Annotated in this window: 37 protein-coding genes and 3 pseudogenes; 15 read left to right on the top strand and 25 right to left on the bottom strand. The window is 59.1% G+C overall.

Annotated elements, in window-relative coordinates; genetic code table 11:
• Positions 1-51: 51 nt before the first annotated feature.
• The 17 genes from V7787_RS02755 to V7787_RS02675 all read right to left on the bottom strand — a co-directional run bounded on the left by V7787_RS02755 (position 52) and on the right by V7787_RS02675 (position 11165).
• Positions 52-1011: a S49 family peptidase gene (locus V7787_RS02755; RefSeq protein WP_336085415.1), complete on the bottom strand. Its 960-nt coding sequence runs from the start codon at positions 1009-1011 to the stop codon at positions 52-54.
• 8 nt (positions 1012-1019) lie between these two features.
• Positions 1020-2291 (bottom strand): phage portal protein, encoded by a 1272-nt coding sequence (locus tag V7787_RS02750; protein WP_336085413.1) that lies wholly within the window; start codon positions 2289-2291, stop codon positions 1020-1022.
• A gap of 2 nt (positions 2292-2293) precedes the next feature.
• Entirely contained in the window at positions 2294-2482 is a 189-nt protein-coding gene (locus tag V7787_RS02745; protein ID WP_186680393.1) for a hypothetical protein, read from the bottom strand.
• Entirely contained in the window at positions 2479-4287 is a 1809-nt protein-coding gene (locus tag V7787_RS02740) for a terminase large subunit (RefSeq protein WP_336085409.1), read from the bottom strand. The genes V7787_RS02745 and V7787_RS02740 overlap by 4 nt, the downstream gene beginning before the upstream one ends.
• A complete protein-coding gene (locus tag V7787_RS02735; protein ID WP_336085407.1) occupies positions 4247-4555 on the bottom strand; it encodes a phage terminase small subunit P27 family in 309 nt (102 codons plus the stop codon). Before V7787_RS02735 ends, V7787_RS02740 begins: the two co-directional genes overlap by 41 nt.
• A 296-nt stretch (positions 4556-4851) precedes the next feature.
• Positions 4852-5172, bottom strand: a complete 321-nt coding sequence (locus tag V7787_RS02730) for an HNH endonuclease (RefSeq protein ID WP_336085405.1) — start codon at positions 5170-5172, stop codon at positions 4852-4854.
• Between the two features lie 3 nt (positions 5173-5175).
• A complete protein-coding gene (locus V7787_RS02725) occupies positions 5176-5490 on the bottom strand; it encodes a phage holin, lambda family (RefSeq protein ID WP_442965306.1) in 315 nt (104 codons plus the stop codon).
• A 165-nt stretch (positions 5491-5655) separates the two neighbouring features.
• Positions 5656-6003 carry a hypothetical protein gene (locus tag V7787_RS02720; RefSeq protein WP_336085403.1) on the bottom strand — a complete coding sequence of 116 codons (348 nt, stop codon included), beginning with the start codon at positions 6001-6003 and terminating at the stop codon, positions 5656-5658.
• Positions 6004-6220: 217 nt separating this feature from the next.
• Entirely contained in the window at positions 6221-6610 is a 390-nt protein-coding gene (locus V7787_RS02715; RefSeq protein ID WP_336085401.1) for an antiterminator Q family protein, read from the bottom strand.
• Positions 6611-6621: 11 nt separating this feature from the next.
• Entirely contained in the window at positions 6622-6939 is a 318-nt protein-coding gene (locus V7787_RS02710) for a hypothetical protein (protein ID WP_336085499.1), read from the bottom strand.
• Complete coding sequence (locus V7787_RS02705; RefSeq protein WP_336085399.1) at positions 6936-7220, bottom strand: hypothetical protein; 285 nt, start codon at positions 7218-7220, stop codon at positions 6936-6938. The genes V7787_RS02710 and V7787_RS02705 overlap by 4 nt, the downstream gene beginning before the upstream one ends.
• Positions 7217-8515: a tyrosine-type recombinase/integrase gene (locus V7787_RS02700; protein ID WP_336085398.1), complete on the bottom strand. Its 1299-nt coding sequence runs from the start codon at positions 8513-8515 to the stop codon at positions 7217-7219. Before V7787_RS02700 ends, V7787_RS02705 begins: the two co-directional genes overlap by 4 nt.
• Complete coding sequence (locus V7787_RS02695; protein ID WP_336085397.1) at positions 8512-8940, bottom strand: VRR-NUC domain-containing protein; 429 nt, start codon at positions 8938-8940, stop codon at positions 8512-8514. Before V7787_RS02695 ends, V7787_RS02700 begins: the two co-directional genes overlap by 4 nt.
• Complete coding sequence (locus V7787_RS02690; protein ID WP_013971297.1) at positions 8937-9233, bottom strand: DUF1364 domain-containing protein; 297 nt, start codon at positions 9231-9233, stop codon at positions 8937-8939. Before V7787_RS02690 ends, V7787_RS02695 begins: the two co-directional genes overlap by 4 nt.
• 26 nt (positions 9234-9259) lie before the next feature.
• Positions 9260-9943: a replication protein P gene (locus tag V7787_RS02685; RefSeq protein ID WP_336085392.1), complete on the bottom strand. Its 684-nt coding sequence runs from the start codon at positions 9941-9943 to the stop codon at positions 9260-9262.
• A complete protein-coding gene (locus tag V7787_RS02680) occupies positions 9940-10668 on the bottom strand; it encodes a DnaT-like ssDNA-binding domain-containing protein (protein ID WP_336085390.1) in 729 nt (242 codons plus the stop codon). The genes V7787_RS02685 and V7787_RS02680 overlap by 4 nt, the downstream gene beginning before the upstream one ends.
• 275 nt (positions 10669-10943) lie before the next feature.
• Positions 10944-11165 carry a hypothetical protein gene (locus V7787_RS02675; RefSeq protein WP_336085388.1) on the bottom strand — a complete coding sequence of 74 codons (222 nt, stop codon included), beginning with the start codon at positions 11163-11165 and terminating at the stop codon, positions 10944-10946.
• Positions 11166-11267: 102 nt separating this feature from the next.
• Here V7787_RS02675 and V7787_RS02670 point away from each other — a divergent pair, with 102 nt between their 5' ends.
• The 4 genes from V7787_RS02670 to V7787_RS02655 all read left to right on the top strand — a co-directional run bounded on the left by V7787_RS02670 (position 11268) and on the right by V7787_RS02655 (position 14048).
• Positions 11268-12110, top strand: a complete 843-nt coding sequence (locus tag V7787_RS02670) for a LexA family transcriptional regulator (protein ID WP_336085498.1) — start codon at positions 11268-11270, stop codon at positions 12108-12110.
• A gap of 2 nt (positions 12111-12112) precedes the next feature.
• Complete coding sequence (locus V7787_RS02665) at positions 12113-12337, top strand: hypothetical protein (protein ID WP_336085386.1); 225 nt, start codon at positions 12113-12115, stop codon at positions 12335-12337.
• 81 nt (positions 12338-12418) lie between these two features.
• A complete protein-coding gene (locus tag V7787_RS02660) occupies positions 12419-13366 on the top strand; it encodes a hypothetical protein (RefSeq protein ID WP_336085384.1) in 948 nt (315 codons plus the stop codon).
• Positions 13367-13547: 181 nt separating this feature from the next.
• A complete protein-coding gene (locus V7787_RS02655; protein ID WP_336085382.1) occupies positions 13548-14048 on the top strand; it encodes a hypothetical protein in 501 nt (166 codons plus the stop codon).
• 47 nt (positions 14049-14095) lie between these two features.
• Here the strand turns inward: V7787_RS02655 and V7787_RS02650 are convergent, their stop codons facing one another.
• Together V7787_RS02650 and V7787_RS02645 are read right to left on the bottom strand one after the other, a co-directional pair.
• Positions 14096-14416, bottom strand: coding sequence for a DUF1654 domain-containing protein (locus V7787_RS02650; protein ID WP_336085379.1), 321 nt, complete (start codon positions 14414-14416; stop codon positions 14096-14098).
• Between the two features lie 678 nt (positions 14417-15094).
• On the bottom strand, positions 15095-15247 hold the full coding sequence (locus tag V7787_RS02645) for a hypothetical protein (protein ID WP_336085377.1): 153 nt from the start codon (positions 15245-15247) through the stop codon (positions 15095-15097).
• Here V7787_RS02645 and V7787_RS02640 point away from each other — a divergent pair.
• The 3 genes and pseudogenes from V7787_RS02640 to ssb all read left to right on the top strand — a co-directional run.
• Complete coding sequence (locus V7787_RS02640) at positions 15246-15629, top strand: response regulator transcription factor (RefSeq protein ID WP_336085375.1); 384 nt, start codon at positions 15246-15248, stop codon at positions 15627-15629. The two genes, V7787_RS02645 and V7787_RS02640, sit on opposite strands and share 2 nt — an antisense overlap.
• Positions 15630-15647: 18 nt before the next feature.
• On the top strand, positions 15648-15986 hold the full coding sequence (locus tag V7787_RS02635) for a hypothetical protein (RefSeq protein WP_336085373.1): 339 nt from the start codon (positions 15648-15650) through the stop codon (positions 15984-15986).
• Positions 15983-16256 (top strand): annotated as a pseudogene (gene ssb / locus V7787_RS02630) (single-stranded DNA-binding protein); the annotation flags it as partial. The gene V7787_RS02635 and the pseudogene ssb, both read left to right, overlap by 4 nt.
• 78 nt (positions 16257-16334) lie before the next feature.
• Here ssb and V7787_RS02625 read toward each other — a convergent pair.
• From V7787_RS02625 to V7787_RS02615, 3 genes are all read right to left on the bottom strand, one after another.
• A complete protein-coding gene (locus tag V7787_RS02625; protein WP_336085371.1) occupies positions 16335-17456 on the bottom strand; it encodes a GTPase family protein in 1122 nt (373 codons plus the stop codon).
• Positions 17457-17784: 328 nt separating this feature from the next.
• Positions 17785-18006 carry a hypothetical protein gene (locus V7787_RS02620; protein WP_336085369.1) on the bottom strand — a complete coding sequence of 74 codons (222 nt, stop codon included), beginning with the start codon at positions 18004-18006 and terminating at the stop codon, positions 17785-17787.
• A gap of 162 nt (positions 18007-18168) precedes the next feature.
• The gene (locus tag V7787_RS02615) at positions 18169-18468 is read right to left on the bottom strand and encodes a hypothetical protein (RefSeq protein ID WP_336085367.1); all 300 of its coding nucleotides are present in this window, start codon (positions 18466-18468) and stop codon (positions 18169-18171) included.
• A 14-nt stretch (positions 18469-18482) separates the two neighbouring features.
• Here V7787_RS02615 and V7787_RS02610 point away from each other — a divergent pair.
• Positions 18483-18866, top strand: a pseudogene (locus V7787_RS02610) (hypothetical protein).
• 55 nt (positions 18867-18921) lie between these two features.
• Here V7787_RS02610 and V7787_RS02605 read toward each other — a convergent pair.
• Entirely contained in the window at positions 18922-19329 is a 408-nt protein-coding gene (locus tag V7787_RS02605) for a hypothetical protein (RefSeq protein WP_336085366.1), read from the bottom strand.
• A 113-nt stretch (positions 19330-19442) separates the two neighbouring features.
• Positions 19443-19622, bottom strand: coding sequence for a hypothetical protein (locus V7787_RS02600; RefSeq protein ID WP_336085364.1), 180 nt, complete (start codon positions 19620-19622; stop codon positions 19443-19445).
• Between the two features lie 132 nt (positions 19623-19754).
• On the opposite strand from V7787_RS02600, the gene V7787_RS02595 reads away from it, so the two are divergent.
• Complete coding sequence (locus V7787_RS02595; protein ID WP_336085362.1) at positions 19755-20705, top strand: phosphoadenosine phosphosulfate reductase family protein; 951 nt, start codon at positions 19755-19757, stop codon at positions 20703-20705.
• Between the two features lie 37 nt (positions 20706-20742).
• On the opposite strand, the gene V7787_RS02590 is transcribed toward V7787_RS02595, so the two are convergent.
• The gene (locus V7787_RS02590) at positions 20743-21039 is read right to left on the bottom strand and encodes a hypothetical protein (protein ID WP_336085360.1); all 297 of its coding nucleotides are present in this window, start codon (positions 21037-21039) and stop codon (positions 20743-20745) included.
• A gap of 31 nt (positions 21040-21070) precedes the next feature.
• Here V7787_RS02590 and V7787_RS02585 point away from each other — a divergent pair.
• From V7787_RS02585 to V7787_RS02560, 6 genes and pseudogenes are all read left to right on the top strand, one after another.
• Positions 21071-22413 (top strand): annotated as a pseudogene (locus tag V7787_RS02585) (DNA cytosine methyltransferase).
• A gap of 8 nt (positions 22414-22421) precedes the next feature.
• Positions 22422-23246 carry a hypothetical protein gene (locus V7787_RS02580; RefSeq protein WP_336085358.1) on the top strand — a complete coding sequence of 275 codons (825 nt, stop codon included), beginning with the start codon at positions 22422-22424 and terminating at the stop codon, positions 23244-23246.
• 78 nt (positions 23247-23324) lie between these two features.
• Entirely contained in the window at positions 23325-23699 is a 375-nt protein-coding gene (locus V7787_RS02575) for a hypothetical protein (RefSeq protein ID WP_336085356.1), read from the top strand.
• Positions 23696-23965 carry a hypothetical protein gene (locus V7787_RS02570; protein ID WP_336085355.1) on the top strand — a complete coding sequence of 90 codons (270 nt, stop codon included), beginning with the start codon at positions 23696-23698 and terminating at the stop codon, positions 23963-23965. The genes V7787_RS02575 and V7787_RS02570 overlap by 4 nt, the downstream gene beginning before the upstream one ends.
• The gene (locus tag V7787_RS02565) at positions 23962-24243 is read left to right on the top strand and encodes a hypothetical protein (RefSeq protein WP_336085353.1); all 282 of its coding nucleotides are present in this window, start codon (positions 23962-23964) and stop codon (positions 24241-24243) included. The genes V7787_RS02570 and V7787_RS02565 overlap by 4 nt, the downstream gene beginning before the upstream one ends.
• Positions 24240-24632 carry a phage protein NinX family protein gene (locus V7787_RS02560; RefSeq protein ID WP_336085351.1) on the top strand — a complete coding sequence of 131 codons (393 nt, stop codon included), beginning with the start codon at positions 24240-24242 and terminating at the stop codon, positions 24630-24632. Before V7787_RS02565 ends, V7787_RS02560 begins: the two co-directional genes overlap by 4 nt.
• The last annotated feature ends 81 nt before the right edge of the window (positions 24633-24713 follow it).

The raw sequence follows: 24713 nt of genomic DNA, 5'->3' as shown, positions 1-24713 counted from the left end.
GGGCATAAAAAAACCGCCGTTAGGCGGTCGTGGTCACTGCCGCGAACGCGGTCAGAGTTGAGACTGAATGGCGAAGGCCGAAGCCCTCACGCCGATGCGCTGTTGTGGCTGTGTGCCTTGGCGCTGCGCGCGACTAAGGGCGAGCGCACGCGAGAGGTTGTCTACCGCAAGCTGCGGCGATTCGAGCCGGTCAGCCAGACCAATGGCGATGGCTGCCGAGCCTCGATAGCAAGCGGCCTCGGTGGAGATGATCTCGGCAACGTCGCGGCCTCGGTAATCGGCCACGTGGGTCGTGAACAGCTGATAGCTCTCCTGCACAACTTCGTTCAGCACCTGCAGAGATTGCTCGGTAATGGGTTCGTTCGGACTCAGGTCATTCTTGTGCGCGCCGGCAAATACTGTCGTGACCTTTACCCCCATGCCTTCGATCATCTTCGAGCGGTCCATGTGGCTGGCCACTACCCCGATGGAGCCCACGCCGGAGGTCAGGCTTACCACGACCTCGGTGCAAGCAGACGCAATCAGGTAGCCCCCGGAGTACGCCATGAAGTTGACCAGGCCGGTGATTGGCTTGATCTTGGTTGCCGCGCGAATGTCGGCCGCCAGTTCGAAGGCGCCGACCGCGCTGCCGCCTGGGCTGTCAATGTCGAGCACAATGTGCTCGACCATGGGGTCAGCAATCGCCTTATTCAGGGCTGCTCGCAGACCTTCGTAGCTGGTCATGGTCTCGCAGGCGTTCAAGTGGCTACCGCGGCTAACAAGCACGCCATGAACGGGGATCACTTCGATACCGGTCTGGGCAATGGCGGCGCGCCGTTGCTCTTCACGGCGGTCCTGCTCGGCCTGGTAGTCATCGTCGTCATAGAACATCGATGGGTTGGCTGCAGCCCCGCCCATGTTCAGGTTGACGATGTTCAGGCTCATCGTCTGATTGGCCCAGCGCACTGCCAGGTCCAGCATGTCGGGTGTCGTCAGTAGCGGCTGATTGAACAGCAAGCTGGCAGCGCGCAAATGTCGTTTCATGCGGCAAGCATCCTCAGGATGTCGTCACGCTGCTGTTCCAGCTGGGCGCGGACGTTTGGGTTATTCATATCGGGCAGGCCGTTGGCCACGTCGGTCATGTTGAGCGGCTGCAGATAGCTGTCGCCGTTGGCAACGGGCGGCATGTTTTCCAGGCGCCGGATGTCGTTGATCGACAGCCACCCCCACTGCCTGCCAATTGCATAGGCGTCGTAGCGACTTTTCTGGTCACCACGCAGCAGGCCAGACAGGTTGAACTCGATGAAGTAATCCCGCCGTTCCGACGGCAGCAGGAAGTCGCGCATCATGGCCTGCTCGTGGCGCTTCACCCAGGGCATCAAGGCGAATATCACGTACTGGATCAGCAGCTGTTCAAGGCTGTTGTAACTGGCCTTCTCCAGTTCGTTAATCATGTGCGGCGGAATCTTGTAGATCCGAGCGATGTCGAGCCCGGTGGCCTTGAGGATGCCCAGCAGCTCGGCGTCGACGTTGTTCATCGACACCGCCTTGAAGGTCATGCCTTCCTGTAACATCGCGACCTTTTTCGCGTTGTCGATACCTGAGAACTTGTTGCCCCACTGATCGAGGATGCGGTCAATACTGGACTGCTCCTTGATCGGCGGTGCCTCTTTCGGGCGCTCAATGACACCACTCACCGCAGTGCCGTTGGCAAATGACTTGCCCGCGTACTGCCTCACCGCCTGCGCCAGGCCGACGGCATCGGCATGCAACTCGACGGGAGACAGGCCGGTGTAGTGATTCTTCGTGTGCCAGCGCACATGATGTATCAGCCGCATGGGCAACGGATCGTGCCCACCAACACGGTAGACAGGACGTAAGTCGCCCCCCTTGAGCACCACCACCTTGTCGTTCCGCAGCGGATATAGGGCCTTCACCGAGCCGTCGTCGTTGCGCTCGATGAAGCTGTAGCAGTTCCCCCGCAGCCCCAGGGCGAGCTGGCCGGATTCTCGGTACTCATAAGGAGTTTGCCAAGGGTTTGGCTGATAACGCAGAACATCATAGAGCGGATGGGCAGTAGCCGACTCGCGCTTGCCATTACCAAGTCGGCGATACAACTCAAGCGGCAACTGACCCACGCTCTCCGCCAGCAAGGTGACGCAAGTTTGCAAGACGGTGATGGCCAGCGCCGTATCCGGCGTAACCGTCACCCCTGCTGCCGAACGACCAGAACCGATCAAGCCCCGCCAGAAGCCCCCGCCGCCATCCGAAACCAGCCCTTCATTGCCACCGAGAAGATTGCTGAAGAACATAATCAGCCTCCATCTGAGCTGGGTTTGAGGGGTAGTCGAGCTGCAGCTTTATCGGCCAGCCAGGCCCAGCCGATCAGGCCCAGTCCAGCAGAAATGAGCGCAGCGGGCACATGGATCAGGGCGATGCCGGCGACCAGCAGGCCGAAGCCAAGCAGTCCGGCGACCCACGCAGCAATTGCAATGGTGTTCAAACCCCAACTCCTTCGTCGTAAATGGAACTGCCGCTGCTGCCGGAAGACACTGCCCCGCTAATACCTGTCGCCATGATCGCGGCAATGATTCCGTCAATTCGGCCCGTTGCTTTAGCCTTGTCGGCCTTTCGGTTGTTTGCCGGATCGGAAACAATCACGGCGTTACCGGCGCACCAGGTCATTACTGGATTACCATCGTGCCGCAGAGACTCCACCGCCTCGGCCGGCAGCGCATCATCGAAGAACTCTGCCGCACCACCCTCTTCCTCTGGTTGCGGCTCGATCATGCCGAGCAGACGCCGCTCAAACTCGTCCACTGCCGGCCCCATATCCTTGAAGCCCTGCCCGAACTCCACGAGTTCAGGCAATGTGATGTCGTACTCGCTCATCAGTTGCCGCATGTCCTCGATCCGCCAGCGGTCAAACGCGATCTTGTCCACCTGAAAGAAGTCGCAGATGGTCTGCAGCCGACGCAACACATGCAGCTTGCTGATGGCACGCCCTGGCGTCGTTTCTAGATCTCGCGATTTAATCCACGCCGCGTAAGGCACTTTGTCGCGGGCTTCGCGCTTGTCGAGTTCGTGGTCGGGAATCCAGAAATACGGCAACAGCCGCCAGTGCGGATCCTCGTAGGTCGGATAGAACAGCAGTACAAATGATGTCAGGTCCGTGGTACTGGATAGGTCCAGTCCGCCAACGCTGGGACGATTGCGCAGCAGCGACATCGGTACGCGTTCTTCAGCCTGGCTCCACACATCCCAAGAGATCCATGGCGACTCAGCACCGGTCCATTCGCAGAAGTTGAGGCGCCGCACCATGGCTTCCTTGCTCGGCATCCCCCGAGCTTCGGTCACCTGTTCGCGCAAGTACTTCATGCCCGGAAGATCAGCATCCTGCAGCGAAGGGTTCGACTTGAACCAGCAGCTTTCGTCCTGAATCGGATCATCGCCCTCGTCCAGCGAACATATATAGGCGAAGAATCCGTCATCTTTGAGTGCCCCAGATGCAACCCGGGAACCGTACTCGTGGTATTCCCAGCAAGGGCCGCGCTTGTTCGAGCCGCTGTTGGTGATCATGAAAATGAGCGCCTGCTTACGGCTCTTGGTACCGGCGCGCATCATCTCCACGACCATGTTGGTCTTGTGCTCGTGCACTTCGTCGATCAGCGCCATGTGTGGACGCGGACCAGACTGCCCATCATCCGAGCTGATCGGTCTGAAAAACGATCCTGACTTGAGGTAGGCCAAGTTCCAGATGTTCTGGCCTGTGCCGCTGCAGACCAGGCGCTTGGTCAACTCCGGCGATTGCTGCACCATCGCCACAGCATCACGGAACAGGATCATGGCCTGGTCTTTTTTGGTCGCGGCAGCGTAGATCTCGGCGCGTGCTTCGTTGTCCGCGATCAGTCCGGTCAGCCCCACCCCGGCGGCCAGGGGCGATTTGCCCGAACCCTTACCGCTCTCGACGTAAACGACCCGGAAGCGGCGATACCCGTCACTGGACTTCCATCCGAAGATGCTGCCCACAATGAATTTTTGCCAGGGCAACAACTCGAACGGCAGCCCTTCAAACTCCCCACCGTTCAACTTGAGGACGGTGCGATAGAAGCGAATAGCTTTGTTAGCCGCAGCCAAATCCCAGGTCAGCCCGCGCTTCGGTCCCTCCTCCAGATCCCGCAGATGGCGCGCGCACGCATTGCGAATGTCTGGCCCCGCGACACGCTCACCGGAATGCACCTCCCTGGCGTACTGCGTCGCAGGGTCGTCAACCGAAGAACTCCGCGAACTGGTCTTCTTTTGGCTCATCGTCTTTTACTTGCACCTTGGATCGCGCAGCCGGTGTCAGGCCGAATTCGACCAGGTAGCTTTTGAAGCGGCGGTCTACGTCGGCCAACATGGCCACCGCCGGGTTCGCCTTGAGCACCAGTTCGCCCTGGGTGCTGGTGGTTTCGTAAGTCCGCCCCTGCGCATCAATCACCTCACGCAGGGCAAGGATTTCGGAGTAGCAGTCGCAGAGGCGCTCAAGCGCAAAGCCATCGGCTTCGGTAAGCACCCCCATGCGGTCCAGCAGCACAGTGAGCCGCCCCCACGCCACCTGGCCATCCGAGCTCAAGTGATCTGGGGCACTGGGAATGCGCTTAGCTGGCTGAGGCTCGTTCTTGTTGATCGGGCGCTTACCGGGATTCCCTCTGACAAGCTTCAGCTCCGTCGGTGTGGGTCGTCTCCCGGCCATTTTCTGCTCTCAAAAAAAATCATTTCATTTCGCGGCTTTGCACACGGAGGGGGGCGATCGGTCAGGGATCATTTCCGGAGAAACATTTTCACCCCCCCTACCCCGCTGGATGGGGCCCCGTAGCGCCCAGAGCCCCCTCAGGAGCGCCGATTCCAGTGATGACGTGGGTCCAGCGGCCTTCCACTGACGTCGCACCCTGCCTCGCGCCCAGACTTCTCCAGGCGCTGCTTGTAGGAGCTGTGGCAGTTGGTACACAGCGACTGCCAGTTGGATTGATCCCAGAACAAAGTCATGTCGCCGCGGTGTGGCTGGATGTGGTCGACAACGTTGGCCGGCTTGTTGACGCCTGCCTGCCTGCAGCGAACGCACAGTGGGTTCTTGCGTAGCCAACCTTCCCGGGCCCGCTGCCAGCGGTAGCCATAGGGCCGGGGATTCTTGCAGGTCTCGGAGGTAGACATATTTCAACCTTCAGCTTTTTTGCTCATGAAACGGTCGGAGTATTCGCGCAGCTTCTCGACCCCCATGAAACCGACCATGCAGCCGGCGAAGACCGAGAGGTTGGGTGGCAACGCGAAGTATTCCAGGACGGGCAGCAAGCTAATTGCGATTAGCCCGCAGATAGCGCCCTCGAGTACGACCTTTCGGCCTCGGCCACCGCCGTAGATCACGCGACACATGGCAACCGCTGCTGCAATGCCACCGGTATAAAGCTGGGGCTGGTGCGCCACTAGCCAAGCCAGCACAGCGGCCCACAGGCCAGGATCCTTCTCGGGCATGTTTGGCATCTCGATTCCTCCCGTCGCGGGGAGCAGAAAAAAAGGCTCACCGTTATGGCGAGCCTTTGAGGTTGATTACGGAGGACGTGGCCTCTGAATTTGCGGGCTGCTTACATCTGCACTAATCCCTGAGAGCAAGCCAACATAGAGGTCGGATGCCGTGGGCTATCCGCGATCATGCTTGCGGGACTTGCGGCGCTTTGCCGGCTTGCCGGGCTTACCGGACTTAATGTCGCCGGCGTCCCCAGTCATAAACTGCGCAAGCCCTGTCAAACCCGACCTGTTTTCTGCTCCAAAGCCATCAAGCGGGGCCTGAGAAGCAAAGCCTTTTGAGAGTAACGAAATATTCTCAGCGGCTTGCTTGTCGCTAAGGATCTTGTAAGCAGCGTATCCCGCGATACCAACTGCACCCAAGCCAACTGCGATCTCAACAAACTTGTTATCAATTTTTACTGGGCCAGCTTCTATTAGGCCGTTCGTGACGCTAAGCAAACCCTCTAGTAATCCGCTCATGCCGCCTCCGATCAGGTTGATGGCATAAAGGTATCACCAACAAGTAGTGAGCGCTACGCCACGCCTTGGAGAAACAGAAGTCTCGGACTTAGAGGAAGATTGAGCCCGATCAAAATCATAAAACCCCGACGCAATGGCCGGGGTTCATCTGTCTCGCGTTTCTTGCAAGCTGGACACGCTGCAATGAAAACAGGTGTTTATCCGCGCGGAAAGCTTTTTATGCAGCCTCGCGCAGCTGCTCCATAGCGCAATCGATCCAAGCCACTCCAGTGTTGATCAGCTCGCGCGCCTTCGCTTCACCCATCTTGTGCTCCCGGGCGATCCGCAGCGCCGGCCACTTAGCACCGAAGTACAGCCAGACAAAGCCGCCCATCTGCGGATTGCGCTTGTTCAGCCTGGCTACGGCACCGTCCACCGCAAGTGCTAGGTCGTCCGTGATCACGTATTGCTTGAGGCCGCCTTCCGCTGGGACGTGCTCCTTCATGAGCGCATACAGCGGGCATACATACTGAGGCACGCCCATGCCATCCATGCGCCACCAGCCCCATTGCTCGAGCATGTACGCGGTGTCACCAAGGGCCTTGTCTACGTAGGTTCGTTTTTTCATGTCCTTCCCCCTTAATCCCCGGTGTAGTTGGTGCCGCCGGCGCCGCGCCGGTTGCTTCCCTGATATGTCGCCTCAGGCCCGGATGCCTGAGGGTTCTTCAATTGCTCGATCTGCCGTGTCGCGGCCTGCAGCATCAGGCTGAGCTGGGTCACCAGTTCATCCAGGGCAAGGGCCTCGCCTGTTGCAGCCGCCACAAAGCCCGAGGCGTTGCAGTGGTCGCATGGCAGTTCGTGAAACAGGCCCTGAGTAACCGCTCTCCCACGACACAAAGGGCATTTGTCCAGCTCGATCACGGCCTTCTTGAAAGATGGCCCGTGCTTCTTCATCAGCCGACCACCTTAAGCCCTTGGCCGCGCAGCGACTTATCAGCAACCTCGCGCGCCCATGCTGCATCCGGGTCACCCATCTGGACGGGGAACGGATTGGTGACGCGAAGGCTTTCACGGGAGGCCTGCCAAGCCCACCAAGCGACTGCCGTTTCGCGATGCACAAACCCGCCTTCACACCACTCGAATCGACACTCTCGGATGTTCATTCCTTCGGCTAGAAGCAGGCTGCGGTAAGCCTTGATGAACTGATCCCGTAGGGCCTCGGGCTCGGAAATATTCATTTCGAATCCTCGCTAATTACAAATGCGGTAAGGTCGTTCGGCCCCACGGCTGCTGCGGCCTCTGGCGAATTCTGCGAAATTTCAAATAAGGCCTTGGTAAGGCCGTGAATGGCTGCAAAGCCGATCCGATCAAGACAGGCGTGCCACTTCTCCAGCGCGACGCGGCGCTGCTGCATGGCCTGGGTGTGGATGTAGGTGCTGGCGATCTTGCCCAGCTTGTGGTTCAGCAGCATCTCGCCGATGTGGCCGTCGATGCCGAGGTCGGTCCAGGTGCTGCGGGACACCTTGCGCAGGTCGTGACTGGTCCACTCACCCTGCCCCAGACGCTTGAACACGTTGCTGGCCTGCGTCTCGCTCAGGCACAGGCCCCGGCGATTCGGGAACAGGTAGACCCCCTCATAGTCCTCGGCCTGCTGGATGGCCCGGTACCGAGTCAGCAGCGCCTGCACCTGGGCGGTCAGTGGCAAGCGGTGTTCGGTGCGTGTCTTGGCGTTGGCAGCGGGGATGAACCACTCGGCAGCCGCCAGCGAGATCTCGTTCCAGCGGGCCATACGGGTCTCACCGATCCGTGTGCCGTGAGCCAGCATCATCAGGGCCAGCATGGCAGCGCCTGGATCCTGCTCGAATGCCTGGGCCAGCTGCTGCATCAGCTCCGGCAACTGCACGTCACGCAGGCGGGCTGCCTTGGGCAGGATCTTGGCCTTGGTGAAGTCGTTGAAGCGCATCCCGGCCATGGGGTTTCGGTCGATCAACCCCAGCTGCAGGGCCTGGCGGAAGGCGGTCAGCAGCAGCGCGAACATCTGCCGGAGGTAGGACAGCGACACCTCGGCCTGGCACGGCCACATCAGGTGCTTGTCCAACGCATCGGCAGACACGTCAGCCAGGGCCAGGTCATCCAGGCGCGGCTTCAGATGCTGGGCAATGGCGGACCGGGCGCCGGCCTTGCGCTTGGCCGACAGCGAGCGGTCACGCGCCATCCGATCGCCGTACCAGTCCAGCAGCTGGCCCACGGTGGCCATGCCAGAAACCACCGGCGCCGTGGCGGGGTCGCGCAGCAGACGCTGACGCAGCGCAGGCAGCTCGGCAATCACCGCAGCCACGGTCAGGTCAGGCCAGCGGGCGACCGGCACCCACTTCTTGCCGCGCACCAGGTGCCAGGTGCCACGCTCGCGGTTGCTCCAGAACCGCAGATACAGGCCGGGGTGACGCGGGTCGCGCAGGTCGCGTACTGACTTGTCGGCAGCCTGCCGGCGCACTTCGGCCTCGCTCAACTTCACTTCGCGGGTCGCGCTCATGCGGCCACCGTGGCAGGCAGCAACAGGTAGGCGCGAATGGCCTCTACGGCGTCGATGTTGCCCCGGCACACGATGGCCAGGTAACCCTGGTCGGCGAGCGCCTGCAGGTAGGCGTCCTGGCTGGGTGAAACCGGCGCATCGAAAGGCGGCATGGCCTTGAACTCGATGTACAGCCCAAAGTAGCCGCCGCGCGCCATAGGCAGCACCAGGTCAGGCACACCGGCCTTCACGCCCTGCCCCTTCAGCTTGGCGGCCACAGCCTTGACCCGGTGCCCGCCGTTCGGGACGTGGTAGATCAGCTTGTAGGCCTGCGGGTAGCGCAGTTGGAGCTCCTGCATCAGCGCGGCCTGCTCCTGCCCCTCCCGGTCAACGGGCTTGGCGCGAGTCGGCCTGGCCTTGAACGGGCGAATGGCGGACGAGTTCATGCGATCAGAACCCCCTCATTGAGCAGCAGCGCCTGGGTGCGCATCACGCCCTCGGCGTGGTACTGGCGTGCGGTGTCGCGGTCCACTGCCCGGCTGCGCCCGTCGCACGCGTCGTGACAAGCGCTGCAGCACCAGGCGCCTTGCAGGTCGTGCGGCTTCTTGCCGACGCCGCAGGTACCCGCCAGGCGATAGTGCGCAAGGACAGTGGTCTCGGGGTTGCCGTTGCATACGCCAGGGATACGCACCTGGCACTCGCGGCCGCGCGCGGCTTTGGTCAGTTTGGTTTGGCGCATATGACGCCTCCTTGCAGGTTGATTGATCAGCGCCCCGCCAAGCGGGCGCGCATGACTTCCAGGGCAGAATTTCCCACTTTCGGAGTGCGGCGCGCGGCAACCTCTGCAGGAAGTGCCAGTGGCATCTTCTGCAGCGGTTCACCGGCCATAAGCCGACGAACTGCGATGGTGTAGTTGCGCTCGAACAGCTTCGAGCTGGCGTCGGATGGCAGCTTGTTGAGGTTCTCGAAGCCGCACTCCCTGGCCGCGTGCCACACCGCGTCGTGACTCCACTTGCCCCGGCCAGCCATCGCAGGATGGGCATTGCGGGTTGCTTCGCGGAAAGCGGCCACCAAGGCTGGAAGACCGAGCATCTCTGGTGACGGCTGGCACCACTGGATAAACTCACCGGGCGGCGGGATGAAAGGCGCCCCCGATTGGCGGCAGCGCATCAGCCCAAACTGCAACTGCTCGGACTTGCAGATTCCAGCCTCCAGAAACGCGGTCAGCCATTGCTGCTTGGACGCGTTGTAGGTGGCCCGGTCTGGCCAAGCCTGCTTCCAGGCGGTGCAGATCGAGCGCAGGTCACGGAACAGATCGTTGATAACCTCTGCCGTCTTCCGATTGAGTTCGGCCTTCACGTCATCGGGCAGCTCGTATCCAGCAGGGACGTGCTGACCGGACTGTATCTTGGCCCACAGGCCGTGCGTGACAACTGCGACTGGGTTCATTGGGCACTTCCTTGCTCGATCCACGACGTATCACTGTCATCGAACTGCTGGCCACCAGGCCCTGCCCGCAGAGGAACGACCTTCGCTGCATTCGCAAGGTCGCGCTTTCTCCAGCCGACTAGGTCGGCGATCCACTGGCTCTCGGTCTTGGCCAGTCCCTTTGCATCGTGATGGACGACAAAGCCCGAAATGGCCTTTTCCGAGAATTCCTCGATGGCCACCCCAGAACGCTTGGCATAGGCCTCAAGCTGAGCCTGGTCAGGAATCCAATCGAGGAACATCGCGAACGGCTCGCGCGGAGAGTGTGTATTACTTCCCTTCCCTTCCATTCCGGGGGTGAGGCCTCGATCACCGCTAGACGAGCCTTCGTCGACTTCTCGGCGAGCAGTCGGCGAAGGCTCAACGAACTCAGGGTGTTTTACTGTTGGTCTGTCGATTTTCTGGTGGTGCCATCCGTTGACGTGCAGGTACTGCTTCGATGACGCCTCGTAGAGGGTAATCAGTCGGTTCGTTACCAGCTCAGTGAGCAGCCCTTCCACTGCAAGCGCAGTGATGTCGTCGCCAGGGAAAACGAGAGCTTTTATGGTCTTGGGGGACATCGGGTGATTGCCTGCGTCATCGCAGAAGTTCCAGATCCCGATGAAGAGGAGTCGAGCCATTGCCGAGCACTCCATGACCTGTTCACTGGTCCAGAACTCAGGCTTGATGCTGCGGATACGAGCCATTACGAGCGCCCTCCATGACTAACTGCCTTACGCGTCAGATTTGGCGAGATGCCGAAACCTGACGTGGAATGCGTGGTATTGCCTGCATCGTCCGTGCGGTGCATAATCGACCTCGATGTAGTTTCAAGAAGACCGCCCTGCCAGGCGGTTTTTTTTCGCCTGCGATTCCGGTACTGGATGGATTCGCAGGTGTTTCGGTCATCTACTGGCGGTTCGCCACCCCGTGGATAATTCGGTACGTGAACGGCCATCGAAGACTTTTAGGTTGGCATGGCCTACGCGTCTGTTCTTTTTGAGTTTTTCTTGCTCGGCTTCACCAGTTCTGCATGCATCTGATCGATCGCAGTTCCGGCTACATAGCTCGGATTGCTGATCTGTCCGTTGCGAATGCGGAAAATCGTCGAGATGTCGCATTTGGCACGCCCGGCAATGGCCTTGTAGGTCAGGCCTGAGCCAAGCAATGCATCCAATTTGCTTGGAAGATCGGTAGCACTCATGGCTGCCCCCTTTGTAGATATGCACATGATCATGCACTGGTGCATATCTGTCAACGATGTGCCTTATTGCCCTATGCACTGCTGGGAGGCAGCATTGCACCTATGCATAAATCGATAGATAAAATTCTTGCTCAGCTGATGGCCGAAAAGGGCATCAATCAGGTCGAGCTGTCTGAGCGAACTGGGGTTGGTCAATCGACCATTTCCAGGATTCTCAAGCCCCACGGGACTAAAGGGATCAAAGAGCCGGCAGACAAGCAGGTCAGGCCCTTGGCCGATTACTTTGGTGTTAGCACTGACCAATTGCGGGGCTATGAGCCGCTCAGCAACAACGAAGCTGAACCTCAGCCCCCTGAATCGCTATCAACTTCAGATATTGTCCGCCAAATGCTGGCCAAGCATGGGAAGGGGCTGTCTGCCGATGCTCGAAAGAAAATCGCTGACGCCATTGAGGAAAAATCTGCGGAGCAATCAGCCAATAATCTGCTGAGCGCTGATTTCTCTCGCCCGGGCCTGGTCGGAGATGAGGTGTGGATTGCCCACTATGACGTGCGCGGAGCAATGGGCGATGGTGAGGTGGCTCACGACTTCCCTGAAATGCTGCAGGACATCCGCGTCAGCCCTACTCATCTGCGAGAGATGGGAGTCGAGTTCAAAGAGCATTTCCATCTGAAGCTCATAACGGGTGTCGGTCAGTCCATGGCGCCGACCATCAAAAGCCGCGACCCGTTGGTCGTTGACATCAGCATCCGTGAGTTCGTGGGCGACGGGATCTATTACTTTTCCCATCAGGGTCACCAGTACATCAAGCGCCTACAGAAGAAAGGTCGCGACCACTTCAAGATGATTTCGGACAACACCAATCATCCACCTGAAGACATCCGCGTTGATGAGACCTTCATCCAGGCCCGGGTTCTGCTGGTCTGGAACGCCCACCTGGTATAGCCATGTCTCTATCCAAGCCCAACCAGCAGCTGCGCCGAGACCTGAAGGATGCGGCCTTCGCCTTGGAAAGCGCGGCACTGGAGATTTTCCACAAAGCCCAAGGCGGTGAGGAAGCCCAGTTCCTTGAGGCGATGAAGCACGTGGGCGGGCTGCATGAGCTGGCCGATCGGTTGGCGGGGTATGGGGATGAGGTGAGGGCCGGGAGGATTGCCAGGATACGCGAGTAAAGGATACAGGGTGGTGCCCGACAAGACCGTCACGCACCGCTACATTCAGCGGGAAACTTAGGATTGAGGCCCATCTAAAAAATGAGTGATATCAAGGACTTGGTACAATTCCCAGGGGTTTTAGGCCCAGGCCCTTCTCAAGGCGAGCTCTTCCATGTCGAGCGACAAATTGAGATCGACGGCGTTGAGATGGGCGTCCTCGAGAATGGGGTTCCCTACCTCACAGAAAGCGGCTTGGCGCGGATGTGCGGTATTGACCGAAAAGTTCTCAACCGCCTAGCTATTAATTGGCCGGATGAGAAGCTAAAGGAGCGCGGCAAAGCCATCAACGAAATGCTGGAGTCCGCTCAGTATTTCGAGTCGGGGCTCTACCTGAAGTCTGAGCTCAATGGCTCAGAGGTGAATGCTTATACTGAGCCAGTTTGCATGGCCTTGCTTGAGTATTACGCCTTCGTAGCTAAAGAGCCGAGAGCTGAGGCCATTAAGGCATTCCGGCGCCTGGCGCGGGAGACATTCAGAGCCCTGGTGTATACCGCCGTAGGCTATTCTCCTGAGCAAAAAGTTCTTGAGAGCTGGCGCCATTTCCATGATCGAGTAGACATGACTGCGACGTCTGTCCCGTTCGGCTACTTCAGTGTTTTCCGCGAAATAGCATCGATGATCGTTCCAATGATTCGTGCTGGCGTGATGATCAGCGATAAGGTCGTCCCAGATATTTCAGTCGGCAAAGCATGGAGCGAGCACTGGACGACAAATAATCTTTCTAGCACTCATGGGGAGCGCAGGAAGTACGACCATGAGTATCCACTGTATTACCCTCAGGCCAAGAGCAACCCTCAGCCATCCTTCGCGTACCCAGACTCAGCGCTGGGTGACTTCAGGGCTTGGCTCGTAAAGACATACATCATCAACAAATTTCCAACCTACCTCCTTGGTCAAACCAAAAAGGGAACTGTTCAGTTGGCAATCGCGAACAAGGCTCTTGAAGCTTTTGCAGCAAAAACGCTGCCGGCACCAAAGCGCAAGTGAAAACAGTCCGCCTCGGCGGGCTTTTCATGCCTTCACGCATTTTTCACGCCCTACCCTGCACCGTCAAAGCGCTCTTTGTGACACCCACTTAGCCCGCCCTCCCCAGCGGGCTTTTCTTTGCTTGTGTGATGGCTGATGGCCATATTGGTAGGATGGCGCCCAAATTCACAGGGAGTTATCTATGCTGTCGTCCACTCAAAAAATTTCCGCTGTGCTCTTCGCGTCACTGATGATAGGCGGGTGCGTTTCGCAGCCTACTCCGCAGCCTCGGCCATCGTTTCCGGTCGAGGAGTACAAGGCTTTACCCGCTACCGGGACCGGCACGGTTGAGGGACAAGTCTTCATGAAAACAGTTGGCGGCGATGTCAAATATGGGGCTGGTTCGCAGGTATACCTTAACCCTGTCACCTCTTACTCGGAGCACTGGTATCGCACGATCTATGAGGTTCGTGCTCCAATCCAGCCAGCTGATCCGCAGCAGTCGAACTATGTAAAAATTACTCAGGCCGACGGCAGTGGCGCCTTCCAGTTCAACGACGTTCCACCTGGGCGGTATTTCTTGACCTCGGATGTCCGCTGGCAAGCCCCTAGCCAATGGGGCCTGACCAACCAGGGCGGGCAAATCACGGATCGGATTACCGTAACAAACGGTAAGACTACCAAGATCATGCTCACCCGCTAATGCCGTCATCGCACGATGGGCCCGCCTTGAGCGGGCTTTTTTGACTGTCAGAAAGGCGCCTCCTCCAGCCTCTCCTCCCACTCCCTCTCCACTACCAGGTCGTCACGATCCTCGGCGCTCTGCGCCTCCCACCTCACCGTCACGCTCTCGTCGTCGTTGAACGTCAGGTCCAGCTCCGGGGCTTCGGCCAGCAGGCCCATCACCTCCTCCCACTCCATGTCTCCATCCGTGTCGAGGCGATGGATCGTCACCCAGCGCTGAGCCTGCGCGATCGGGTGATTGATCATTGATGAGACTCTCAGGCCCAGGCGTTCCAGGGCGGTCATCCCGTGGCCTGCTTGTGGTGTCGACTTCTTCTGCTTGGTCATGCCGCTGCTCCTTTTACTGTATGTATATCCAGTTTTTTCAGATCATAGCCAAGCATGTAGGAAAAGTTAATCCCTAGCGCCAGACATCGGCGGAGCCCCATCGGTCGAAATAAATTATGCACCAGTGCATTGACACGACAATTGCACTGGTACATATTTTGCCCATCGAGGCACTGCTAAGTCCTCTGGAGACCCTAGGGTCGACCGCTCTTTACACAACCAGACGTGACCAACTCGACGCACCCAGGCCATCACCTGGGTCGGGACAAGCTAAGTCGTCGACCACGCAGCCTCTGGATAGCTGCCGGACTCCCTCCATGGGAGGACGCCAAACCATGCAGCCAGCCGGGAAGAACACCGAACACGAAATGTGTGACCCGGTCAGGTGGGGATAGCCGCGGCAACAAGCATGGAGCGGAAACCAGGTTTCACTGGCTGGCCTTGGCGACAGGGCCAGACGGGAAATCGAAGGTGGCCACTGCCTTCCCAGTGAGCGAACAAGAGAGGATCAAGCCATGAAGTAAGTGATCGCTACACCACGCGCGGCGCAGTAAGCCTGAAGGCTGCGCCCAAAACCTAACAGGTAGCGGAAAGCAGGGCCGCCGATGTGACCGCGCATCAGCCTCCGGGCAGGCTCAACTGAAACGACGACGTGTACCGCAGGCGAGTCCGAGGGCATCAGCTGGCCAGACTCGACGCATCCCGGGCAGCGCCGGGCGCCTGCATCATTCCCTTCACATCGACCGCATTGGCAGGCGCCAGGCCACCTTCACGGCGGGTCTGGTCACCCGCGCTTGGCGCCTGACCAATTCGGTTGCTGAGGACAATCATGGAAACGATCACTTGCGGCTCATGGATTGGCCAGCTCGGCAAGGCGCTGGCTCCCCGTGAGCTCGAAGCACTGTTGTGGGTGGCTCAAGGCCTCACCACCAAAGAAATCGCCCGCCAGATGGCGGTCAGCCCGGGCACCGTGGCCAACCGCATCGAGAATGCCCTTTTCAAGCTGGAAGCGGGCCGCCGCATCGAGGCGGTTACCAAGGCCATGCGTCAGCAGATCATCAGCCCGCTCTGCATCGCCTTGGCCACCCTCATCACCATGCACGCGGTGATCGATGACAGCGACCCAATACGCCGCGATCGGCGCACGCCGGAGCGCCGCACCGCCCAAGTTCGAATCGTTCGCAAGGCAGAGGCCTTCGAGCTCCACGCCTGACCCACTGAGGACCAACCCATGCAAGCAGCCATCCAACAAAGCCAGGACAAGCTCGAAGCCCTGCGCCAGGAAGTGATCACGGCCACAGAGACCTTCCGCAGCAAGTCACGCTTCTTTGTCACGCAAAGCGGTAACGGCTGGATTGTTGTCTCTTCCAGCAACAACCGTGTGTACGGTCGCAACACCAGCTACGCACAGGCTGTTCGCTATGCACAGAGCCTGGAGCGCGCAATCGACGCGAAGACCCTGCCGGTGGTTGCCGTGGTCAAGGTTCGGCAGATCGGTGAAAGTGCAACTCGCTGGGCTGCACTCTTTGTCTTCGCCATGATCTTGTTGGCCGGGGCGGCGTCTTCATGAGTCGCGGGGTAAATAAGGTCAACCTGGTCGGCACGCTCGGCCAGCCCCCGGAGGTGCGCTAAATGCCCAACGGCAACGCAGTGACTAACCTCAGCTTGGCCGCCAGCGAGTATTGGACGGACAAGCAATCGGGCGAGAAGGTTGAGCACACTGAGTGGCATCATGTGGCGTTGTCCAGAAAGCTTGAGGAGACTGCCGGCAAGTACACTCGCAAAGCACGCAGATTTACATCGAAGGCAAGCGCAGATACGCGAGTGCGAGAAGAGCGGCTACCAATACGAGCGAGAACATATTCTCGCTATCTGAAACCGCGCATTACCGCGGTTTCTTCAATGTGGGCAGAAAGGCTCAAGAAAACTTCATTCGCCGCTTAAGTTCGCTGGTGATCAGTTCAATGTCTAGCTCGGCACCAGGCTTCTGCTCGCAGAAGTCATGCAGTACGGCAATGTACGCGGCTCCAAGAGCTTTGGTAAGGGCAACCGCAGTCGTCGCTGCTAACGCACCACCTGCGGCCGACCCCACACCCGGTATCAATTTCAAGGCATTGGTGACAAACGCGCGACCAATCAACGTAGCAGCCGAACTACCAATAATCGAGCCCACCATCGTTGTTATAGCAGCTGTGCTGACTTCCATCCCATAGGTAATTCCAATTTTAGTCAGCATGCCGACTTGGATGGGTACCAGCGCGAAGGCATCGGAAAACGGGATAGGTACGGCGGCGGCAGTGCCGGCCAAGCCTGCTGCCATGTTCACTTCACGCTCAGCCTGCTTTTTTTTCTGTTTCAGGCCCTCCAGGTTCTTAGAGGAGAGGGCATTAGCGTAGGCTCGTTGTTGTGCTTCGGGAATATACTTCGCAGTCGCGGCGATCAGATCATCAATACCTTTGACTGGCAACAAGATACGCTCTTCGTCGACCTCGATTTCTTCAGTAACTGCTCGGACGCGCACAACTTCGCAGGCTTGTTTTATGACATCCCGGACTTCCTTACTGAAGTTTTGGTCATTGCGGGCCTTGGTGATTACAACGATCACTGGAACCTTGTAACTGCCCAAGAGGTTACACAGGTTTATTTCCGCCTCCTCAACACGGCGGCCGTCTTCATGAATGCATACCCATGCAGCATGGATATGGCGTTCACCATCGAAGTCGGCAGCCCGATCACGCAGTTCCTTTTCGAGCGTTTCGTTGATTTCGGCAAAGTCCTTCAGTTCTAGCCCTTTGGTGTCAAGGATGGTCAGGGGATGCCCTGGCTTCGTGATCTCTTGGGTATTCTGCGTCACCGGGCGGCCAGAGCCCGTTTCTGCTAAATCGCCACGAAACACGGTATTGATCAACGTACTTTTACCCACACCTGTTTTTCCCGCGACCAGAATGTTGACCTTGCCAGCACCTTTGATGGCGTTGCGAATGGCCTCTTCGATCGCATCGCGTTCGTGGGAAAGCTGCTCCTGCTGTGTTGTGTACATAGTCCATCCTGTCTGGATTTGAGGGGGGGCACCACATGTTGGAATGTGTCTATTGCATCGGCACAGCAGGCGTGAACTTGAGGGTAGTGTCCGACGAACCCACAATGCCTCCAGCACCTGACAGACGCTTAACCATGAGGCAGCACCAGCCGGTCCACCCCACCACGTATTACCTCTGTAGCTCATGCCGCGACAACAGCCAGTCACGCAATGTCCAGACCGTCAACTGCGACTGGTGGCTTGCCGGCTGGCATGACCGGGAGATGGAGCTTTCCGCTTGAAACACATCACCGCGCGCGTCCGGCACTGCCGGCGCCAGCAGCCAGCCTCAGTCGACTGAGCGAGCGTCAACAGAAGATGCCACGCCTTCGACGATCGCCGTGAAGCTCCCGGTGAAGCTGTGCCGCAGCTCTCGCGGCATGTCGTAGGAAAAGTGGATCAGCCAGGAACCGTCGCCCAATAGCACAGCCTCCTGACGGTACTTATCAACCTGATCCTCATCAATTCCGAGAACTGCTGCGACTTCCTGGTTTGTTGGCTCGCGGTCCATCTGGGGATTCGACTCGCTTGGATGGGATTACAATCCTATAACCCAAATGACATCAAATTGCCACCACCAAGCATCCCCCGGCGAACCGGCGCCTACGCGCAGGGCTCCGCGCAGATGGATGTGTTTCACGACACCAAGCTAGCAGCGTGAGATAACTGGGGCTCATCCTTTTTTGGTTTTCTTCCAGGTCAGGCTTCCACTGCCTTCATGATCATGGGTTTCAACGATCAGGTAGTGAGCGATTGTCTTTCCATTCTCGTCGATCTCGTAGAAATTCCAGGTATCTACGCCGGCGGTGATTTCCATGACGCCGTCCCCAGACCTGAATTCATGCTGGTCTGGTATCCGCAAAAACTTTTTCAGTTCCTTTGTATTCACATCTGCTCCGATGCGGCCCCATGCCGCTTGTCGACTAAATACCCCACATAAACGAAATACGCCACCCTGGCGAGGGCGGCGCATGCATGGAGAAAGCCATGAGCAACTACAACTGCGACTACGTCCGACGCCATTACGGCGTACCAGCTGAGATAGGCCGGCGCGTCATCGCCAACGGCGAGCCTGGCGTGATCATGGCCGACCGCGGTCAGTACATCGGCGTAATCCTCGACAGCGACCCGAAGAAACGCATCCGGAACTATCACCCCACCTGAGAGATGCAGTACGGCGAGATAGCCGAAAAGCTGCCGCTGAAGCGCTACCAGGTGCTTGTCAGAGGCTGGGACTGGTGGGACATCACTAATCGCACCATCGTCGATGTGTTCGCCAGCACGCCATCGCAGGCCAAGTACAAGGCCTACGAGCGATGCGAGTACCACGACATCGAGTGCATGTTCGGCTTCAAGATGCGCCGAGCCTGACCATCCGGCGCTGCCCGCCAGCGACTAATCTGCTCCGGCATTGGCCTATCTGATCTCAGTTCCGTTTATCGTCATCCGCTGGAGGGCTGTACATCCCTCTATCCTCGCTGAGTCGGTGAAAAGGCGACCGCTTCAGCCGAGGGATTGCGAAATGGTAAACAATCAACAGCGTTGCCCATCCAGCAAGGCAGAAAATCGAACGCTCGCTTGTGCTCAATGACAGGGCGAAAGAGATTGCCACTATCGCAAACATGATGCTGACGAAGAAGAATCCAGTCGCCAGGGCATTGACGAGGAAATTAAGCCTGTGCCAACGATCTGGGATCAGTTCGAGGGGGCCTGTGGCGATCAGAGCAATTCCAAACGGCACAGAATAGCTGATCAACGACGCAGATGGCTTTCCCAGCCAAAGAAACGCTATCCAAATCGCGAGCCCTATGAATGATGCCGTTCGGGTCTTCATCGCGGCAGCTCCTGATCTTGGCGATCTTCCTCGATCTCGCAACCCCATTACCACCATCCTTGTTTGGTGAGCGGCGAAGCATATCACTCGGCGCTGCCCGCCAGCGCCTTCCCCTATTCAACGACAGGGTCGGCGCCCAGGCCTTTTCGGTAGCGCGCAATCGCGATGATCTGGCGCAGGCAGATGACCACCTCCTTCTTCACCGGCTCATCCGGCAGACCGATCTTTTTCAGCATTGCCCGGGCTTCTTCCTCGATCGAGGCTAGGGCCTCGGTGTCGCTTTTCAGTGTCATGGTGACCTCCACCAGGTCGAGCAACCCATGAAGTGATAGTCCACCAGAATCACGAGCGCCACGCGGCGCCTTCCCCTATTCAACGATAACGCCTCCCCGGCGAGGGCGGCGCCTGCACGCAAGGACCACACGATGGCCGAATACAACATCGTCAGCATGAGCGGCGGTAAAGACAGCACGGCCACGCTCCTGGTCGCTCGCGAACTGGAGGTGCCGAACCTCAGCGCCGTCTTCGCAGACACCGGGCACGAACACCCCGCCACCTACGACTACGTGCACTACTTGGCCGAAGCCGTGGGGGTGCCGATCCGCTGGGTGAAAGCCGACTTTGCCAGGCAGATCGCCGGCAAGCGCAAGTTCATTGATACGAAGTGGCGCGAGAAGGGTGTGCCCGAGGCGGTGGTGCTGGCCGCACTGGAAGTGCTGCACCCCACGGGCAACCCGTTCCTCGATATGTGCCTCTGGAAAGGCCGATTTCCCAGCACCAAGGCCCGATTCTGCACGGACGAGCTGAAGCGGAACCCGATCATCGAGGACGTTTTCATACCGCTTATGACTGGGGAGAACCTGGTTCTCTCTTGGCAAGGCGTCCGGGCCGATGAGTCACTGAATCGCCGCTACCTGCCAGAGTGCGACGAGGTCGGCGGCGGCCTGTTCAATTACCGCCCAATACTCAAGTGGCCGGTCGAGGCAGTCTTCGAAGCGCACCGGGCCGCAGGCATCAAGCCCAACCCACTCTACCTACAGGGCTGCAACCGGGTCGGCTGCATGCCCTGCATCATGTGCGCGAAGGACGAGTTGCGCGAGATCGCCACTAGGTGGCCGGAGGAAGTGGCAAGGGTGCGCGAGTGGGAGCGCCTGGTGAGCATCGCCAGCAAGCGCGGCGCGGCCACGTTCTTCGCCACTGTCACAGACCCCACCGTCAGATCCGACGACAAGGTCAGTGCCGAAACTCACGGCATTGACCGAATGGTCGACTGGGCCAACACGTCACGGGGTGGGCGCCAGTTCGACATGGTCGACTTAATTGCCCGCACCGACAACGGAAAAAAGTGCTCGTCTGCCTACGGGCTTTGCGAATGAAAAGCTAACCCTCCCATTTGACGAACCACTGCACTACCTAGCCAAGGGTCTGGGCTTGGAAAAATGTCTGGACGGCCAACGAAACTGCGGCGATGGCTGATAACACTGCGGCCCACTTGTTGAACTCAGCCTGTCTCTGCACCGTTTCTGGAATATCTATTTTTCTTCCTTTCCTATCCATCAGATACCTCTGCTCCTGCTTGTACTCTCCGTCCTTATGCCTGGCGTTGAACGGTACAGCCACCATCGCGGAGAGCGACCAGGCGATAGCAGAACCCATGGCAAAAAAGCAGGTAACAAAACTGGACCACTTGGAAGCCTGAACCCAATCCATCTCAAGAACACCTGATAAAGAAGAGGCTTCAATGATCTCATATGGCAGCGTTTGTAGCGGCATTGAAGCTGCGACCGAAGCCTGGCATCCGCTGGGCTGGATTGCCGACTGGTACGCCGAGATTGAGCCATTTCCGTCTGCCGTGCTGGCCTACCACTATCCGGCCACCCCGAACCACGGCGACATGACCCGCCTGGCGGCCATGGTGCTGTCCAGCAAGATCAAGGCGCCCGAGGTACTGGTCGGCGGCACACCCTGCCAGGCCTTCAGCGTAGCCGGCATGCGCGAGGGCCTGACAGATCCCCGCGGCGCCCTCACCATCAAATACGTGGAGCTTCTCGATGCAATTGACCATGTTCGAGCCATGCGCGGCGAGCCCGAAGCCATCTGCACTTGGGAAAACGTCCCCGGCGTCCTCTCCGACAAAGGCAACGCGTTTGGCTGCTTCCTCGGCGCCCTGGTGGGCGAATCCGAAGAACTCCAACCGCCAGGGGGCAAATGGAAGGACGCTGGTTGTGTGTATGGACCCACGCGAACAGCCGCATGGCGGATTCTGGATGCCCAATATTTCGGCCTGGCCCAACGACGCCGCCGTGTGTTCGTTGTCGCAAGTGCTAGAGCTGGGTTCGATCCCCTCGAAGTACTTTTTGAGCGCGAAGGCCTGCGTCGGGATACTCCGCCGCGCCGAGGCGAGGGGCAAGATATTGCCGGAACCCTTGCTTCTCGCACTGAAGGCGGAGGCTTTCCCGGCACAGACGAGGCCCTAGCCGGATACCTTCAAACATCTGCATTTGGCGGGGGGAGGACCGGAGGCTCGATTGATGTCGCAGCGACTCTGGTTGCCAAAGGTCAGAAGTGTGATTTCGAGGTCGAAAGCTTCGTTGTCCATGGCACGCAGGATCCTTGCGTCCTTGATGATCAGGCCTTCGCCCTAGGCCGGAACAGCGGCCAAGAAAACGCCCTGCTCGCCTTCAGCTGCAAGGACCACGGCGCCGACGCTGGAAGCCTGGCTCCGACCCTTCGCGCCATGGGGCACGGCGCCAGCCACCCAAACGCCGGCGGCCAGGTTGCAGTGTGCATCACTGGAGAGATCACGCACACATTGAAGGCTGAGTTTTTTGACGCCAGCGAAGACGGCACGGGCCGTGGCCAGCCAATGGTTCAGGGGGGGCCGGTGTTCGCCGCCTCACCCCGCGCGAGTGCGAATGGTTACAGGGCTTCCCCGGCGACCACACCCGCATCCCCTACCGCGGTAAGCCCGCTGACGAATGCCCAGACGGCCCTCGCTACAAGGCGATCGGCAATAGCAAAGCTGTCTTCGTGGTCCGCTGGATCGGCCGGCGAATCCAACAACAACTTGAACGTCTAGCTTGAGGTATCCCATGCCCACAGAAAACCGATCCAACGACGCCGACGGCTGGATAGCCTGCGACGACGGCCTGCACCTGATCCAGATGGACAAGAACCTCAGCCATTACGGCTGGGTGTTCAGGAAAGTTGATGGAGGCCTGCCCTACTCGGTTCGCGAAGCAACGCCCCACGAAATGGCACATGCCCAAGCTCGCCAGCACCTGCGGATTGGAGTCGCGCAGATCGCTGGGCAGGCGCCAGCCCCGCAGCCCCACCCCGAGCCTATAGCCTGGATGGTTGGTACTGCCATCTGGTGGACCAAAGAAGAGGCAGAGAGGGATACGGCGGCTGCTGGGCTGCCGATTGTTGGCCTGGGGCCGATGACCGATCCTGGCGAGGTTGAGCGGCTGAGGTCCATTGAGAGGTCATATGGCCTACGCGAAGCGCTATTGGAGCAGGTGAAGGGCGAGCGTGACCGGATGATCGCTCGCACCATGGAGCTGTCCGGCCAACTTGCCGATCAGGATGCGCTGCTGCACAAGCTGAAGGAAACACTTCAGCGCGAATACTGGGATGAGTACGCCGGCCTGGACGAGACGCGAGAACTTATCGACGTAGCTCTGTCAGCCAGCTCAGAGCCGAGCGCGCCCGACAAACAAGGTTCGTCTCTTGGAGCAGTGCGGGCGCCTGACATTCAAGACTTGCTGGATCGAGCAGCCACCGCCATCGGCCAGTACGGCGACTCATTGCTTGGCCGCGGCCAACGAGAAGATAGCGTCGACCTCCTTGACCTAGAGCGCGAGGTCCGAGACCTGGAGCAAGAGTTTAAAGGCGCCTTCGCTCTCCCCAGCAGGTAAGAGCACATTTGTACTCCACCCAACTGTAACCCCTCTCCCCTCTATTCACTGCCGCGATATGGCGGCCAAGGAATGCCTGTGTCCGAAGTAGACGAACGCGACCTTGAACTGCTCAAGCTGGCCGCTAAGGCCGCACACCTCGAAATCGAGCCATGCACCTGCCGCGACCCGAAGTGGCCCTTCCGCTTGAAAGGTCAGTCGGGTGTGCGAGCTCACTGGAACCCGCTGATCAACGATGGCGACGCACTGCGCCTGGCCGTACTCATGGGCCGAGGCGACCGCCTGGGCATCCAGATCCACATCGTCGAGCCATTTGATGGCGATACCGACCCGTACACAGTCGTGGATGCCGAGCGCTTCGGCGAGTTCGACATCTACCACGGTGACGATCCTTTCCGTGCGACCCGCCGGGCGATCGTCGAAGCTGCTGGGTCAATCGGGAGCAGATCATGACCCGCCTCGCCCTCTGCCTCCTGCTGCTGGCCACCGGCGCCAGCGCAACCGAACTGCCGTCGGGTATCTGGTCCTTCGAGGACAAGCCCCGCGGCGTCATCTGCTACGTCATGAACTCGCTGGGCAACAACGCCATCAGCTGCGTGAAGGTCTGGCTGCCGCAAATGGCCGGCAACGAGCGCCAGCTCTCCCCGCACGAAACACAACCCGAACCTACACCCGCACTGGCGCCTGGGCGCTGGATTGATGAGAGGTATCAGCTGTGAAGATTGGAAAACTATTCCTCGGGCTGAAATGGTGCTACGGCGGCAAGGATGAGGCTGTAGTCGCCAGCTGGGCACTCAAGTGTGGCTACTGGCGCTGGGCGGTCTGGTGGCGCAAGCCAAAGAAGGCGCTGTGCCTTCCGGCATTCGGACCATCCATGGCTGCAGGCACCCGGTACTTCGTTGGCCATGGCCACTTTGGTGCTTGGGCACGACTTCCGCTGATCGGCTCGCTGTCCATCTCAACCCAGCCGCCCTATCCGATGCAGGTGAAGCCATGACCGACCTGATCGAAGTGAAGACGGCCGACCTGGTCGGAGAGCAGCTGGCCTGGGCCGTCGGCAAGGCAGAAGGCCTGGACGTTCGACTTGCACCACCCATCTACGGAAACCCGTGGCGGGTGTTCGTCCGCTACACCGGCGAGGTCACCATCCGCGATGTGCGGTATGACCCGCACGAGAACTGGTCCTTGGCCGGCGCCTTGATACGCAAGCACAACATCAGCCTCCACGCCCCTCAGCACGGCTCGGACTGTTGGGCAGCATGGAGAACGATCGATGATAAGGACGTGCTCATGGGCGGGACCACTGAAACCATAGCGGCCTGCGGAGTGGTGGTTGCGTTGAAGCTCGGCGATACCGTCCAGGTGCCGAAGGAGCTTTGCCCGTGAAGACTGAAGACCTGGTGAAACTCTACATCCTTGGCCAGATCGCTGGAGGAGCTACGGCCTTTCTGGCCCTAATCGGACTGA

This window comes from Pseudomonas sp. CGJS7 (assembly GCF_036961695.1).
The sequence above is the reverse complement of the archived record's forward strand: the minus strand, read 5'-3'. Positions and strand labels throughout refer to the sequence as shown.